This window comes from Allocatelliglobosispora scoriae, assembly GCF_014204945.1.
In the GTDB taxonomy this organism is placed as follows: domain Bacteria; phylum Actinomycetota; class Actinomycetes; order Mycobacteriales; family Micromonosporaceae; genus Allocatelliglobosispora; species Allocatelliglobosispora scoriae.
The window spans coordinates 285,976-298,824 of record NZ_JACHMN010000003.1; the positions used below are offsets into that span (position 1 = coordinate 285,976).

Genomic DNA, 12,849 nt, shown 5'->3' on the forward strand with positions numbered 1-12,849 from the left:
TTTTGTTGCAGTTTTCGCGGCGTGTCCAGCATTAAAATTCAGGGAAGTGGGTGGTGTGGCGCGACACCACTGTGGCGATCGTCTCGTTGCCCGGCGCGGCCCAGATCTGCTCGTTGAAGATCTCCACCTCGACGTGACCCTCATAACCCGCCGCCAGCACCGCCGCCGTGATCGGGGCGAACTCGATGTGGCCGTCGCCGACGTGGCCTCGGCCGAGCAGGACATCCGCCGGCAGCGGCAGGGTCCAGTCGCAGACCTGATAGGCGGAGATCCGCCCGGCCGCCCGCGCGATCTGCTCGAAGAGCTGCGGATCCCACCACACGTGATAGGTGTCGACGACGACACCCACCTCCTGCGGCGCGAAGTGCGACGCGAGGTCCAGCGCCTGCCCGAGGGTGGAGACGACGGCCCGATCGGCGCAGAACATCGGGTGCAGCGGTTCGATCGCGAGCCGTACCCCGACCTCCCGCGCATGCGGCACGAGCTGCTCCAACGCGTCGAGCACCAGCGCCCGCGCGCCGGGGAGGTCCCTGCTGTCCGGGGCGAGCCCGCCGACGACGAGGACGAGTTCGCGGGTGCCGAGCTCGGCGGCTTCGGTGATCGCGGCCCGGTTGTCGGCTTCCCAGCCCGGTCGGGTGAAGAAGCCCCCGCGGCACAGGCTGGTGACGACGAGCCCGGCGTCGCCAATGATCTTGGCTGCGGCCGCGCCGCCGCCCGCCTCCGCGACGCGGTCGCGCCAGACGCCGATGCCGGTGATGCCGGCGTCGACGCAGCCCGCGACGGCCTCGGCGAGGGTGAGGCGTTTGACGGTGGCGGTGTTGAGGGAGAGTTTCATCCGGTCACCGTCGCGAGGCGGGCGGCGGCGAACTCCGGGTCGGCGAGCGCACCGGCGGCGAGGGCGAGCTCGTGCAGCGTGACCAGGTGCTCGATGCTGCGGGCGGTCTGGAGCCCGCCGACCATCTCGAAGCGCTCCTGGTGCCCGTTGAGCCAGGCGAGGAAGACGATCCCGGTCTTATAGTTATAGGTCGGCGGCTGGAAGATGTGCCTGGCCAGCGGGACGGTCGGGTCGAGGACCGCCCGAAACCCGGCGACGTCCCCGCCGGCGAGCAGCTTCAGCGCTCGTGCGGCCGGTTCGGCGATCGGGTCGAAGACTCCGAGCAGCGCGTCGGAGTAGCCGTGCTCGTCCCCCGCGATCAGCGTCGGGTAGTTGTAGTCGTCGCCGGTGTAGAGGCGCACCCCGGCCGGCAGCGCCCGCCGGATCGCGATCTCCCGATCCGCGTCGAGCAGCGAGATCTTGATGCCGTCGATGCGGTCGGCGTGGGTCTTGATCAGCGACAGCACGGTGCCGGTCGCCTCGTCGAGATCGGCGGAGCCCCAGTAACCGTGCAGCGCCGGGTCGAACATGTCGCCCAGCCAGTGCAGGATCACCGGCCGCGACGCCTGCGAGAGCAGCTTGCCGTAGACGGCGTGGTAATCGTCCACACTGGTCGCGGTCGCGGCGAGCGCTCGGCTCGCCATCAGGATCACGTTGGCGCCGCTCGCCTCCACGACCGCGAGCTGCTCCTCATAGGCGTCGACGATCGCAGCGAGGGTGTGCTCGCCGGGTGCGAGCTGATCGGTCCCCGCACCACACGCGAGCAGCCCGCCGACCGAGGCCGCCTCGGCGCCGGAGCGCGCGATCAGCTCGCGGGTGGTCGCCCAGTCGAGCCCCATCCCGCGCTGCGCGGTGTCCATCGCGTCCGCGACACCCAACCCCAGGCTCCACAGGTGGTGCCGAAAGCGCAGGGTCGCGTCCCAGTCCAAGCTGCCATCTCCCCGCGCGCCCTGCGCCCCTTTGCCGGGTACGACATGAGCCGCCGCATACACCACCCGGTTCATCACGCCTCCAGTTCGGGGATCGTCAGCTTCGTGCCGGTCCGCCAGGACTCGATCCCGAGCTCGGCGAGCTGCACGCCCCGGGCGCCGGCGAAGAGGTCGTGGCGGTAGGGCGCGTCGGCGACCACGTGAGCGAGGAACTCCTCCCACTGGGTCTTGAAGCCGTTGTCGTACTCGTCGTTCTCCGGCACCTCCGTCCACTGTGCCCGGAAGTCGGTGGTGACGGGGAGGTCGGGGTTCCAGACCGGCTTCGGGGTGGCGTTGCGGTGCTGGATACGGCAGCCGCGCAGCCCGGCGACGGCGCTGCCGTGGGTGCCGTCGACGTGGAAGGTGACGAGCTCGGTGCGGTCCACCCGGGTCGTCCAGGACGAGTTGAGCTGGGCGACGATCCCGCCCTCCAACTCGAACACCGCGTAGGCGGCGTCGTCGGCATCCGCCTTGTACTCGTTGCCGTGCTCGTCGACGCGGGTCGGGATATGCGTACTGGCCTGGGCGTAGACGGTGCGCACCGGGGCGATGACGTGATCGAGCACGTAGCGCCAGTGCGGGAACATGTCGAGGATGATCCCGCCGCCGTCGGCGCTGCGGTAATTCCACGACGGCCGCTGGGCGGGCTGCCAATCGCCCTCGAAGACCCAGTAGCCGAACTCGCCCCGCACCGACAGGATCCGCCCGAAGAAGCCGGAGTCGACGAGCCGCTTCAATTTGAGCAGGCCGGGAAGGTAGAGCTTGTCCTGCACGACGCCGTGCTTGATCCCGGCGGTGCGAGCGGCGTCGGCGAGAGCGAGCGCGTCGTCGAGCGTCTCCGCGGTGGGCTTCTCGGTATAGATGTGCTTGCCGGCCGCGATCGCCGTGTGCAGCGCCTCGACGCGGGCGGTGGTGACCTGCGCGTCGAAGTAGATCTCGTTGGCCGGGTCGGCGAGCGCTCCGGCGAGGTCGGTGGTCCAGCGGGTCAGCCCGTGCATCTGCGCGAGCGCGGCGAGTTTCGCCTCGCTGCGGCCGACGAGGACCGGCTCCGGCCAGACGACGGTGCCGTCGGCGAGGGCGAGCCCGCCCTGCTCGCGGATGGCGAGGATGGAACGGACCAGGTGCTGGCGGTAACCCATGCGCCCGGTGACTCCGTTCATGACTATGCCGATCGTCCTGCGTGCCACGCCGGACCCCCTCTCGGTTCAAGCTCTGCCTTTTCCGGCTCGCATTCGTGCGGAAAGCGCTTTCCGCTTGCCCGCGAGGCGGTACGTTACCGGGGTGCCTGAGATTCCGTCAACCGTCACCCTGCAGCAGGTCGCCGACGCGGCCGGCGTCTCGCTCGCCACTGCCTCCCGTGTCCTGCACGGCAGCGGCGGACGAAGCCCCACCGAGGCGCTCCGAGCCCGGGTCGAGGACGCAGCAACGAGGCTGCACTACGTCTCCAACGGACCCGCGCAGGCGCTGGCCCGATCGACGACCTCGATCGTCGGCCTGATCGTGCACGACATCGCCGACCCCTACTTCGCCGCGATCGCCGCCGGTGCCATGCGGGCCGCCCGTGCCGAGGACCTGATGGTCATGGTCGCGAGCACGTTCCGGGAGCCGAAGCTCGAGCTGGACTATGTCCGGCGCCTGCGTACGCAGCGCGCCCGCGCCATCCTGCTCGCCGGCAGCGCCTTCACCACCGGGGAGTTCCTCACCGAACTGGGTGAGGAACTCGCCGCCTACACCGCGCGCGGAGGCAGGGTCGCCGCGATCGGCGGGCACGGCCTCGGTGTCAGCGCCGTCGAGCCCGAGAACCACGAGGGTGGCCGGGCCGCCGGAGAGCACCTGCTCGCCCTGGGTCACACCGCGATCGGGGTCGTCGCCGGGCCGCCCCAGCTCGCCGCGGTGACGCATCGGCTCGCCGGATTCCGCGAGGCGCTCGGCCCGCTGCCGTGCCAGGTGGCGACCGCCGACTTCACCCGTGAAGGGGGGCGGCAGGCCACCCTCGCCCTGCTGGCCGAGCATCCCGAGCTCACCGCGATCTTCGCCCTCAACGACCTGATGGCCCTCGGCGCGATGGCCGCGGCCCGGGAGCTGGGTCGACGCTGCCCGGAGGAGCTCAGCATCATCGGCTTCGACGACCTGCCGACGGCGGTCGACGCCAACCCGCCGCTCACCACGATCCGGCTGGAGTTGACGGAGCTGGGCGCCGCCGCGATGTCCCTGGTCCTAGCGGAGGAGACCCAGCCCCCCAGGTCCATCCTCGCTCCCGCCACCCTGATCCCGAGAGCCAGCACCGCCCCCGCCCCGGCCCCTGCCTCCAGCTAGCCGTCAAGATCCCCGCAACTCTTCAAGAGTTGGTGCTAAGCGAGCCCTCGCCGCTGCGTCGGCGGGGTCCGCGGCGGTGCCCGCGGGCCATGATCGCGCTGTTTCCCGGAAGTAGTCCCCTCGGCAGCGGGCCGAGGGGACTACTTCCGGGAATTAATGCGATCAAGGTGACATCGCGGGGGTGGGCGGCACCGCTTAGCACCAACTCTTGAAGAGTTGCGGCGATCCTGGCCTGTGTGTCGGGCGCCGTACCGTGCGCTGAGCGCTGCGTCGCGTGGGCCCCGAGCCCGGCGGAGTTACGGGGTCACGGTTTGCAGCGACGCGTGGCCTGGAGCGCCTGTCGACCGGACGGTTTGCTGCAAAGCGTGACGGTGAGGTGGCCGCTACCGGGCGGGGTGCTGGAGGGCGAGGCTGGTGGCGGCGTGGTGGAGCCAGGACAGCGGGTCGGCGATGGCTGCCGCTGCGGAACCGGCCAGGTCGGCCAGGGATAGCGCTGCACAGGGCGCGGCCGTGGCCACCTGACCCGCGATGATCGCCGCTGATGTGGAGCTCGCGGCGGCCAGGGAGAGGACGTTGCCGACCACCTTGCCGACGAGGCTGGTCGGGTCGAAACGACCCTCGCCGGTGATGACGAGGTCGGCGGTGATCAGGGCGGTGGGGAGGCCGACGAGGGCGGCTACGGTGGCGGCGCCGGGGGAGAGCGTCGCACCCCAACCGGCCGACAGGCCATAACCGGTGCCTCCGGCGGCACCGGTGCCGGGCAGGGCGGGGTCGCCGCCCAGGAGGCCGGCGAAGACCGCCAGCCCGGCGTCGAGGAGGGTCACATCGGCGGCGGTGGCGCCCTTCTGGGGGCCGAAGACAGCGGCGGCGCCGGTGGGGCCCAGCAGCGGCGTACCCACGTCGACGAGGCAGGACACGCCACCGGGAGGCGCCGCGCGGAGCCCGGTGAGGTCGATGCTCGCGAGGGCGGGCAGCGAGCCGCCGCCGGGCGCGAGCGGGCGACCGGACGCGTCGAGCAGGCGGGCTCCGAGTGCGGTGAGCAGGCCGGATCCGCCGTCGGTGGAGGCCGATCCGCCGAGGCCGATGACGATCCGGGTGGCGCCGTGATCGAGGGCGTCGGCGATGACCTGGCCGAGGCCGACGGTGTGCGCGCCGAGCGGGTCGAGGGCCCGCATCAGCGGCAGGCCGGACGACTCGGCGAGTTCGACGACGGCGGTGCGGTCGGGGAGTTCGAGCCAGCGTGCGTCGACCGGGCGGCCGTCGGGCCCGCTGACGCTCCGCACGGTATGCCAGACGGTGCCGGGGTTGGCGGCGGCGATCACCGAGGTGGTGCCCTCTCCGCCGTCGGCGAGCGGGATCGCGATCAGCTCGTCGTCGGGGCGGACCGATCGCCAGCCGTCGGCGATCGCGGTGGCGACGGCGGCGGCGTCCGCGCTGCCCTTGAAGGAGTCCGGTGCGATGACAACGCGCATGGCGCGCCATCATGCCAGACGGAACGCCGTTCCACAGTCACGGAGCCAGGCGGTTGACATACTCCGTCAATTCGGCCTCGAACAGCGGGCTGACATCGGTGACCGCCCAGCTCAGGTGCCCGAAGATCTCCATCGCGACGATGCCGTAGAGCTTCACCCAACCGCTGATGTAATAGGCGACCGCCTCGGGCGGCATGACACCGTCGAGCCAGCTCAGCAGCGGTCCGTCGAGGGACTGCGCGACCGCTGCGGTCGTCTGCGGATCGGTCGGGTCGGCGGTGCGGGTCACCCACAGCGCCATGAACGCCTCGGCGAAGAGTGTGCTGAAAGCCACACCCGAGGTGTGTACGCGGCATGCGGCATCGAAGTCCGTCACGCCCGGCAGGGGGCTGCCGAACATCAGGGTGAACTCCTGCCTGTTGGCGACCGCCCATGCGCGGAACCCCCGTGCCGAGGCCAGGAGCTGAGCTTTCGGGTCGGTCTCGGCGTCCCGGAGTTTGATGATCGACTCAGTCAACCGGTCGTAGGAGTCGGCTGCGAGCTCCTCGACGAGCGCGTCGAGTCCGGGGAAGTACCGATAGAGCGCCGCCGCTGTCATGCCGAGATCGCGGGCGATGGCGCGCAGTGAGATCGAGGTCGGCCCACCCGCGATGAGCTGCGCGTACGCCGCCTGCTTGATCTCCTGCACGGTCGCCTCGCGGACGCGCTCCCGACGGTTCACTCTGTTCCCCTTGACAAGTCGCCAGCACCGCTCACTAAAGTAAACGGTGTTCATTAAGTAAGTGGCGTACACATCATAACGTGCCTGTAGAGGGGAAGCCATGTTCGCGTGGTGGGGTCGAGCGGTTTTCCGCTGGCGCTGGGGAGTTCTGCTCGGAGCATTTGCACTGCTGGTGGCCGGTGGCACCTGGGGGGCCGGCGTCTTCACGGAGCTCACCGGCGGGGGATTCGAGGACCGGTCGAGCCAGTCCTGGGCAACACACGAGAAGATCACCGAGACGTTCGGATCGTCGGGCGCGGACCTGATCGTGCTCTACACCGCCGACGGCGGGATCAAGGCGCACGAGGCCGACATCGCCGCGACGCTCGCCGCGGTGAAGAACCGGCCCGAGGTCGCCGACGTGACCTGGGACCCGGCGATCCCGCAGCTCACCTCGGCGGATGGCAGGTCGACCTACGCGGCGATCCAGCTCGGGGCCGCCGACCTCGACGAGAAGGTCACGCAGTACGGGGAGATCGCGGACCTGCTCGTCGCGCCCGGTGTCAGCACGCAGGTCGGGGGGCAGATCGGCTTCCAGAAGGCGGCCAACACCCAGACGACCGAGGACATCACGATGGCCGAGATCCTCTCGATGCCGTTGCTGCTGATCCTGCTGATCTTCATCTTCCGGGGTGTCGTCGCGGCGCTGATGCCGCTCATCGTCGGGATCCTCGCGGTCCTCGGTGCGTTCGTCGGCGTCCGGGCGCTGACCGGGCTCACCGACGTCTCCGTCTTCGCGATCAACATCATCACGCTGATCGGGCTCGGCATGGCGATCGACTACTCGCTCTTCATCGTCAGCCGCTTCCGGGAGGAGCTGGCGGCCGGCCTCGACACCGCGGCGGCGATCAAGCGGACCATGTCGACCGCCGGGCGGACCGTGCTCGTCTCGGGCCTGACGATCCTGCTCGCCCTCGCCAGCCTGCTCGTCTTTCCGCAGATCTTCCTGCAGTCCATGGGCTACGGCGGCATGCTCGCCGTCGGCGTCGCCATGCTCGCGGCACTGACGGCGCTGCCCGCGTTGCTGGCGGTGCTGGGGCAGCGGGTGAACGCGTGGCGCGTACCCCTGCCGGTCTTCTTCAAGAGCAAGGAACGGGCCGAGGGCGAGGAGCGCGGGTTCTGGTGGGGCATCGCGCACAGCGTGATGCGGCGCCCGGTGATCTATGCGGTCGCCGTGGTCGGCGTGCTGCTGGCGCTGGCGAGCCCGGTGGTGCGGATGGAGTTCGGCGGCTTCGACGAGCGGGTGATGCCGCCCGGCTCGACCGTTCGCGAGGTGACCGACCGGCTCGCCTCCGGCTTCCCCGGCGGCACCGCGACATACCCGATCCAGATCGTCGTCACGGGCACGACGCCCGAGGTCGCTGCCTCCTTCGCCACCACGGTGGCGGGCGTGGACGGCGTCACCGGCGCCGCGGTCACCGGGGTCAAGGACGGCACGGCGCTGATCTCGGCGAGCTATGCCGGTGCACCGACCGACGCGGCGAGCCGCGACACGGTGGAGGCGATCCGCGCCCTGCCGGCGCCGACGGGCAGCGAGCAGGTGCTGGTCGGCGGGCGTTCCGCACTCGACGTGGACCTGCTGAGCAGCCTGACCGACCGGCTGCCCTGGCTCGCCCTGATCATGGCCTCGGCCACGTTCGTGCTGCTCTTCCTCGCCTTCGGCTCGATCGTGCTGCCGATCAAGGCGGTTTTGATGAACATGATCTCGATCGGTGCGAGCTTCGGCGTGATCGTCTGGGGCTTCCAGGAGGGCCACCTCGCCGATCTGCTCGGGTTCACCTCGACCGGCTTCATCGAACCGACGAACCCGATCCTGATGCTCGCCGTCCTCTTCGGACTCGCGACCGACTACGAGGTGTTCCTGCTGTCGCGGGTCCGCGAGGAGTGGGACGCCACGGGTGACAACACGACGGCGGTCGCGCGGGGCCTGCAGCGGACCGGCGGGATCATCACGGCGGCGGCCCTGCTGCTCGTGATCGTCGTGGCCGGTTTCGCGACCGGGGAGATGGCCTTCATCAAGCTGCTCGGCGTCGGCATGATCGTGGCGATCATCGTGGACGCGACGCTGGTGCGGGCCCTGCTGGTGCCCGCGACCATGCGGCTGCTCGGCCGGTGGAACTGGTGGGCGCCGGGTCCGCTCGGCAAGGTCTATCGGCGGTACGGGATCCGCGAGGACGATGCCGCACCGGCACCCGCCGTCGAACCCGCCCCGGCGGCGGTCTGAGGGTCGCACCATTCGCGGCTGGAGTCGCTCAGGGTTGCCCCGGGCGCTTCAGCTGCGAATGGTGCAAATTATCCCGTATCGGCGTATAACGGATGATCGTTTATGCCAGCATGACTGCGCTTCGTTTCTCCGCCGCGGTGGGCATCGCCTCCGCCGGTGTCCTTCTTGCCGGCAGTGCGGCCTCCGCCGCCCCCGCGTCGATGGACAGCTTCCTCAACGTGGGCATCGCCAACGGCATCCAGGCTTACGCGCCGATCCAGGTGCCGGTCAACGCGTGTGGCATCGCTGTCGGCCTGCTCGGCACCGCCACCGCCTCCTGCACCGGCTCCGCCACCGCCACGATGGGTGGTGGCGGCTGGGGCGGCTGGAGCGGCTTCGGCGAGGGCGGGATCGACATGAACTCCGACCTCAACATCGGCATCGCCAACGGCATCCAGGCAGCTGTGCCGGTGGAGGTGCCGGTCAACGCCTGCGGCATCGCCGTCGGCATCCTCGGCGAGGCACAGGCGGCCTGTGACGGCACCGCCACCGCCACGCAGGGCGGCACCCAGGGCCGCCCCGGCTTCACCCCGCGCCCGTGGGACCAGCGGTCCGCGCCGCCCGACGGTGCGAAGGCGGACAAGAAGGGCGGCGCGCTCGGCGGGCTGCTCGGCCTGCTGCCGATCGAGGGCCTGCTCGGCAAGAAGGCCGCCAAGCCGGCCGCCGCAGCGGACCAGGGCCACGACCTCGGCCACGGCCAGGACCAGTGGCAGGGCCAGAACCAGGGCAGCAGCCACGGTTACGACCAGGGTGGCCACGACCAGTGGCCGAGCCAGGGCCACGACCAGGGCCAGGGGCACGACCAGTGGCAGGGCCAGCAGGGTCACGGCCAGTGGCACGCGCAGCCCGTCGACAACTGGAGCTGCCGCAGCTCGGTCGACATGAGCACCTTCGGCAACGTCGGCATCGCCAACGGCATCCAGGCTTACGTGCCGGTGCAGGTGCCGGTCAACGCCTCCGGCATCGGTGTGGGCCTGCTGGGCACCGCCTCGGCGTCCGCCTGGCACACCGCCGCGACCGCGAAGATGTGCTGACGATCGACTTCTGAAACGGCGGCGGACCCGGTCGGGTCCGCCGCCTTCGTATGTGACGGGCTGGTGAAGATCGGGGTGGTCGCGGCGGGCCGGCTCGGACACAATCGGTCCGGTGAAACCGATCTTCGAAACCGAGCGGCTCGTCGTACGCCGGTGGTCCGACGATCCGGTCGATCTGGCGCGGGCGCTCGACATCTACTCCCGCCCCGAGGTCGGGAAGTGGATCGGACTGGACGAGCCGTGGCGCGACCTGGCCGAGGCGGAGGCGACCCTGGCCCGCTGGCACGCGTACTTCGCCCGGCACGGCGACCGCTACGGCGCCTGGGCGGTCGAGGTCCGCGAGACCGGCGTCGTCGCCGGAACGCTGCTGCTCCAGCCACTGCCCGAGCCGACCGACGGCGAGCCCGGTCGAGGCGAGGTCGAGGTTGGCTGGCACTTCCACCCCGACTCCTGGGGCAGCGGATACGCCACGGAGTCCGCCCGAGGCGCGTTGGTGCACGGCTTCGCCGCCGGGCTGCCCGAGATCTACGCGATCGCCGACCCGGCCAATAGTCCCAGCCTGGCGGTGATGCACCGGCTCGGGATGACCCGAGTCGGCCGGACCCGCCGGTGGCACGGTCTGGAGTCCGAGTGCTACGTCATCGCCTCACCACGATGAGGTGTCTTTCCGGTCCCCGCATGGACGCGGTGTGACGTGCTCGGGGAGAATCGAAGCGTGACCACGCCCCGCGAGATAGTGCTGCTCGGCTCGACCGGCTCCATCGGCACTCAGGCGATCGACATCGTGCGCCGCAATCCCGACCGCTTCAAGGTGGTCGCCATCGGTGCGGGCGGCGGCAACGTCGAGCTGCTCGCGGCACAGGCCCTGGAGCTGGGGGTCGAGGCGGTCGGCGTCGCGAAGGCGAGCGCCGCGCAGGACCTCCAGCTCGCGTTCTACGCGGTGGCTTCCCAGCGGGGGTACGCGACGGGCGACTTCCGCATCCCCAAGATCCTCGCCGGCCCCCAGGCGATGACCGAGCTGGCCGAGTGGCCCTGCGACGTGGTCCTCAACGGCGTCGTCGGCTCGCTCGGCCTCGCGCCGACCCTCGCGGCGCTGCGCGCCGGGCGCGATCTGGCCCTCGCCAATAAGGAGTCCCTCGTCGCGGGCGGACCGCTGGTGCGTGCGGCGATCACGCGGCCGGGCCAGATCTCGCCGGTCGACAGCGAGCACTCCGCCCTGGCCCAGTGCCTGCGCGCCGGGGCGCACGCGGAGGTCCGGCGCCTCGTGCTGACGGCGTCCGGCGGTGCGTTCCGGGGCAAGACCCGCCAGGAGCTGGAGCTCGTCTCGGTGATCGACGCGCTGAAGCACCCGACCTGGGACATGGGCCCGGTCGTCACCATCAACTCCGCCACCATGGTCAACAAGGGCCTCGAGGTGATCGAGGCGCACGAGCTGTTCGGCATCGCCTACGACCAGATCGAGGTGATGGTGCACCCGCAGTCGGTGCTGCACTCCCTCGTGGAGTTCGTGGACGGCTCGTCGATCGCGCAGGCGAGCCCGCCCGACATGCGGCTGCCGATCGCCCTCGCCCTGGGCTGGCCGGATCGGGTTCCCGACGCCGCGCCCGGGGTCGACTGGACGCTCGCGCACACGTGGGAGCTGCGTCCGCTGGACCCCGCGGTCTTCCCCGCCGTCGAGCTGGCGAAGGCCGCCGGCAGGGCGGGAGCGTGCCGACCGGCGATCTACAACGCGGCCAACGAGGAGTGTGTGGCGTCCTTCACATCGGGGGATCTGCCCTTCCTGGGCATCGTCGACACGGTGGCGAGGGTCCTCGAGGATGCCCCCGATTTCGGCGAACCGGGTACGGTCGATGACGTACTCGCCGCAGAGTCGTGGGCACGTGCCTACGCTCATGACCTGATGCATAAGGATGCTTGATGATCTACGCCCTGGGCCTCGTCGCGCTCGCCCTCGCGCTCTTCGTCTCCGTCTGCCTGCACGAGGCGGGCCACATGGGGACGGCGAAGATGTTCGGGATGCGCGTCACCCGCTACTTCGCCGGCTTCGGGCCGACCCTGTGGTCGTTCAAGCGCGGTGAGACGGAGTACGGCATCAAGGGCATCCCGCTCGGCGGCTTCGTCAAGATCGTGGGGATGACGCCGCAGGAGGACGACGCGGACGACCCCCGGGCGATGTGGCGCTACCCGGTGTGGAAGCGCACGATCGTCATGTCGGCGGGCTCCGTGGTCCACTTCATCCTCGCGTTCTTCATCTTCTGGGGAGTCGCGGCGACCGCGTCGCTGCCCAACAGCGCGATCGACACCCCCGCCGAGCAGCTCGCCCAGCCGGCGATCGTGACCGTCGCCGAGTGCATCCCGATGGTCCCCGAGAAGGGCTGCCAGGACACCGACCCGAAGGGCGCGGCGCTCACCGCCGGGCTCAAGGACGGTGACCAGATCACCCGCGTGGGCAGCACCGACACTCCGACCTACCTGGCGCTGGTGGGGGCGATCCGGACCCTGCCGGCCGAGCAGAAGGTCGACATCACCTTCCTGCGCGACGGCGTGAGCCAGACCGTCTCGGTGCAGCCGACCGTCGTCGAGCGCACCCCGATCGACGATCCCGACGGGAAGAAGACCAAGGTCGCCGCGATCGGTGTCGGCCAGGACTTCCTGCCCGCGCTCAAGGAACCGGTGCACTACAACGTGGTCGAGGCCTTCCCGGTCGCCGCCGACTACTACGGCCGCACCATCTCCGGTTCCTTCGCCGCGATGAAGAAGATCCCGGAGAAGGTCCCGGCGCTCTTCGGTGCGATCTCGGGCGACGAGCGCGACCCCAACGGGCCGATCAGCGTCGTCGGCGCCAGCCGGATCGGCGGCGAGCTCGCCGAGGTCGGCGCCTGGGCCCAGATCTTCCTGGTCATCGCCTCGCTCAACCTCTTCTTCGGCATCTTCAACCTGCTGCCGCTGCTGCCGCTCGACGGCGGCCACATCGCGATCGCGTGGTTCGAGCGCGCTCGTACGTGGGTTTACGCCCGCTTCGGCAAGGCCGATCCCGGCCGGGTCGACTACTACAAACTCATGCCGGTCACGTACGCAGTGATCTTCATATTCGGTGCGTTTACACTGCTTACCGTTACCGCGGACGTCGTCAACCCGATCAGAATCTTCAGGTGAGTTCAC

The 12,849-nt window shown here is 70.4% G+C and carries 11 protein-coding genes; 6 read left to right on the forward strand and 5 right to left on the reverse strand.

Annotated features, from left to right (window positions below; translation table 11 throughout):
* Window positions 1–31: 31 nt before the first annotated feature.
* From F4553_RS27960 to F4553_RS27970, 3 genes are read right to left on the reverse strand one after another with little or no spacing between them, the layout of a single operon-like run.
* A complete protein-coding gene (locus F4553_RS27960; protein ID WP_184841692.1) occupies window positions 32–835 on the reverse strand; it encodes a sugar phosphate isomerase/epimerase family protein in 804 nt (267 codons plus the stop codon).
* The gene (locus F4553_RS27965) at window positions 832–1,878 is read right to left on the reverse strand and encodes a dihydrodipicolinate synthase family protein (RefSeq protein ID WP_184841694.1); all 1,047 of its coding nucleotides are present in this window, start codon (window positions 1,876–1,878) and stop codon (window positions 832–834) included. Before F4553_RS27965 ends, F4553_RS27960 begins: the two co-directional genes overlap by 4 nt.
* Window positions 1,878–3,029 carry a Gfo/Idh/MocA family protein gene (locus F4553_RS27970; protein ID WP_184841696.1) on the reverse strand — a complete coding sequence of 384 codons (1,152 nt, stop codon included), beginning with the start codon at window positions 3,027–3,029 and terminating at the stop codon, window positions 1,878–1,880. Before F4553_RS27970 ends, F4553_RS27965 begins: the two co-directional genes overlap by 1 nt.
* Before the next feature lie 94 nt (window positions 3,030–3,123).
* On the opposite strand from F4553_RS27970, the gene F4553_RS27975 reads away from it, so the two are divergent.
* Window positions 3,124–4,158 (forward strand): LacI family DNA-binding transcriptional regulator, encoded by a 1,035-nt coding sequence (locus tag F4553_RS27975; protein WP_312875414.1) that lies wholly within the window; start codon window positions 3,124–3,126, stop codon window positions 4,156–4,158.
* Window positions 4,159–4,541: 383 nt separating this feature from the next.
* Here the strand turns inward: F4553_RS27975 and F4553_RS27980 are convergent, their stop codons facing one another.
* Together F4553_RS27980 and F4553_RS27985 are read right to left on the reverse strand one after the other, a co-directional pair.
* On the reverse strand, window positions 4,542–5,630 hold the full coding sequence (locus tag F4553_RS27980; RefSeq protein WP_184841698.1) for a glycerate kinase: 1,089 nt from the start codon (window positions 5,628–5,630) through the stop codon (window positions 4,542–4,544).
* A 37-nt stretch (window positions 5,631–5,667) separates the two neighbouring features.
* The gene (locus F4553_RS27985) at window positions 5,668–6,351 is read right to left on the reverse strand and encodes a TetR/AcrR family transcriptional regulator (protein WP_184841700.1); all 684 of its coding nucleotides are present in this window, start codon (window positions 6,349–6,351) and stop codon (window positions 5,668–5,670) included.
* A 100-nt stretch (window positions 6,352–6,451) separates the two neighbouring features.
* On the opposite strand from F4553_RS27985, the gene F4553_RS27990 reads away from it, so the two are divergent.
* The 5 genes from F4553_RS27990 to F4553_RS28010 all read left to right on the forward strand — a co-directional run bounded on the left by F4553_RS27990 (window position 6,452) and on the right by F4553_RS28010 (window position 12,843).
* A complete protein-coding gene (locus tag F4553_RS27990) occupies window positions 6,452–8,614 on the forward strand; it encodes an MMPL family transporter (protein WP_184841702.1) in 2,163 nt (720 codons plus the stop codon).
* A 110-nt stretch (window positions 8,615–8,724) separates the two neighbouring features.
* A complete protein-coding gene (locus F4553_RS27995; protein ID WP_184841703.1) occupies window positions 8,725–9,687 on the forward strand; it encodes a chaplin family protein in 963 nt (320 codons plus the stop codon).
* A 112-nt stretch (window positions 9,688–9,799) separates the two neighbouring features.
* A complete protein-coding gene (locus F4553_RS28000; protein ID WP_184841704.1) occupies window positions 9,800–10,345 on the forward strand; it encodes a GNAT family N-acetyltransferase in 546 nt (181 codons plus the stop codon).
* A 57-nt stretch (window positions 10,346–10,402) separates the two neighbouring features.
* The gene (dxr, locus tag F4553_RS28005; RefSeq protein ID WP_184841705.1) at window positions 10,403–11,605 is read left to right on the forward strand and encodes a 1-deoxy-D-xylulose-5-phosphate reductoisomerase; all 1,203 of its coding nucleotides are present in this window, start codon (window positions 10,403–10,405) and stop codon (window positions 11,603–11,605) included.
* Window positions 11,605–12,843: a M50 family metallopeptidase gene (locus F4553_RS28010; protein ID WP_184841706.1), complete on the forward strand. Its 1,239-nt coding sequence runs from the start codon at window positions 11,605–11,607 to the stop codon at window positions 12,841–12,843. Before dxr ends, F4553_RS28010 begins: the two co-directional genes overlap by 1 nt.
* Window positions 12,844–12,849 lie beyond the last annotated feature (6 nt).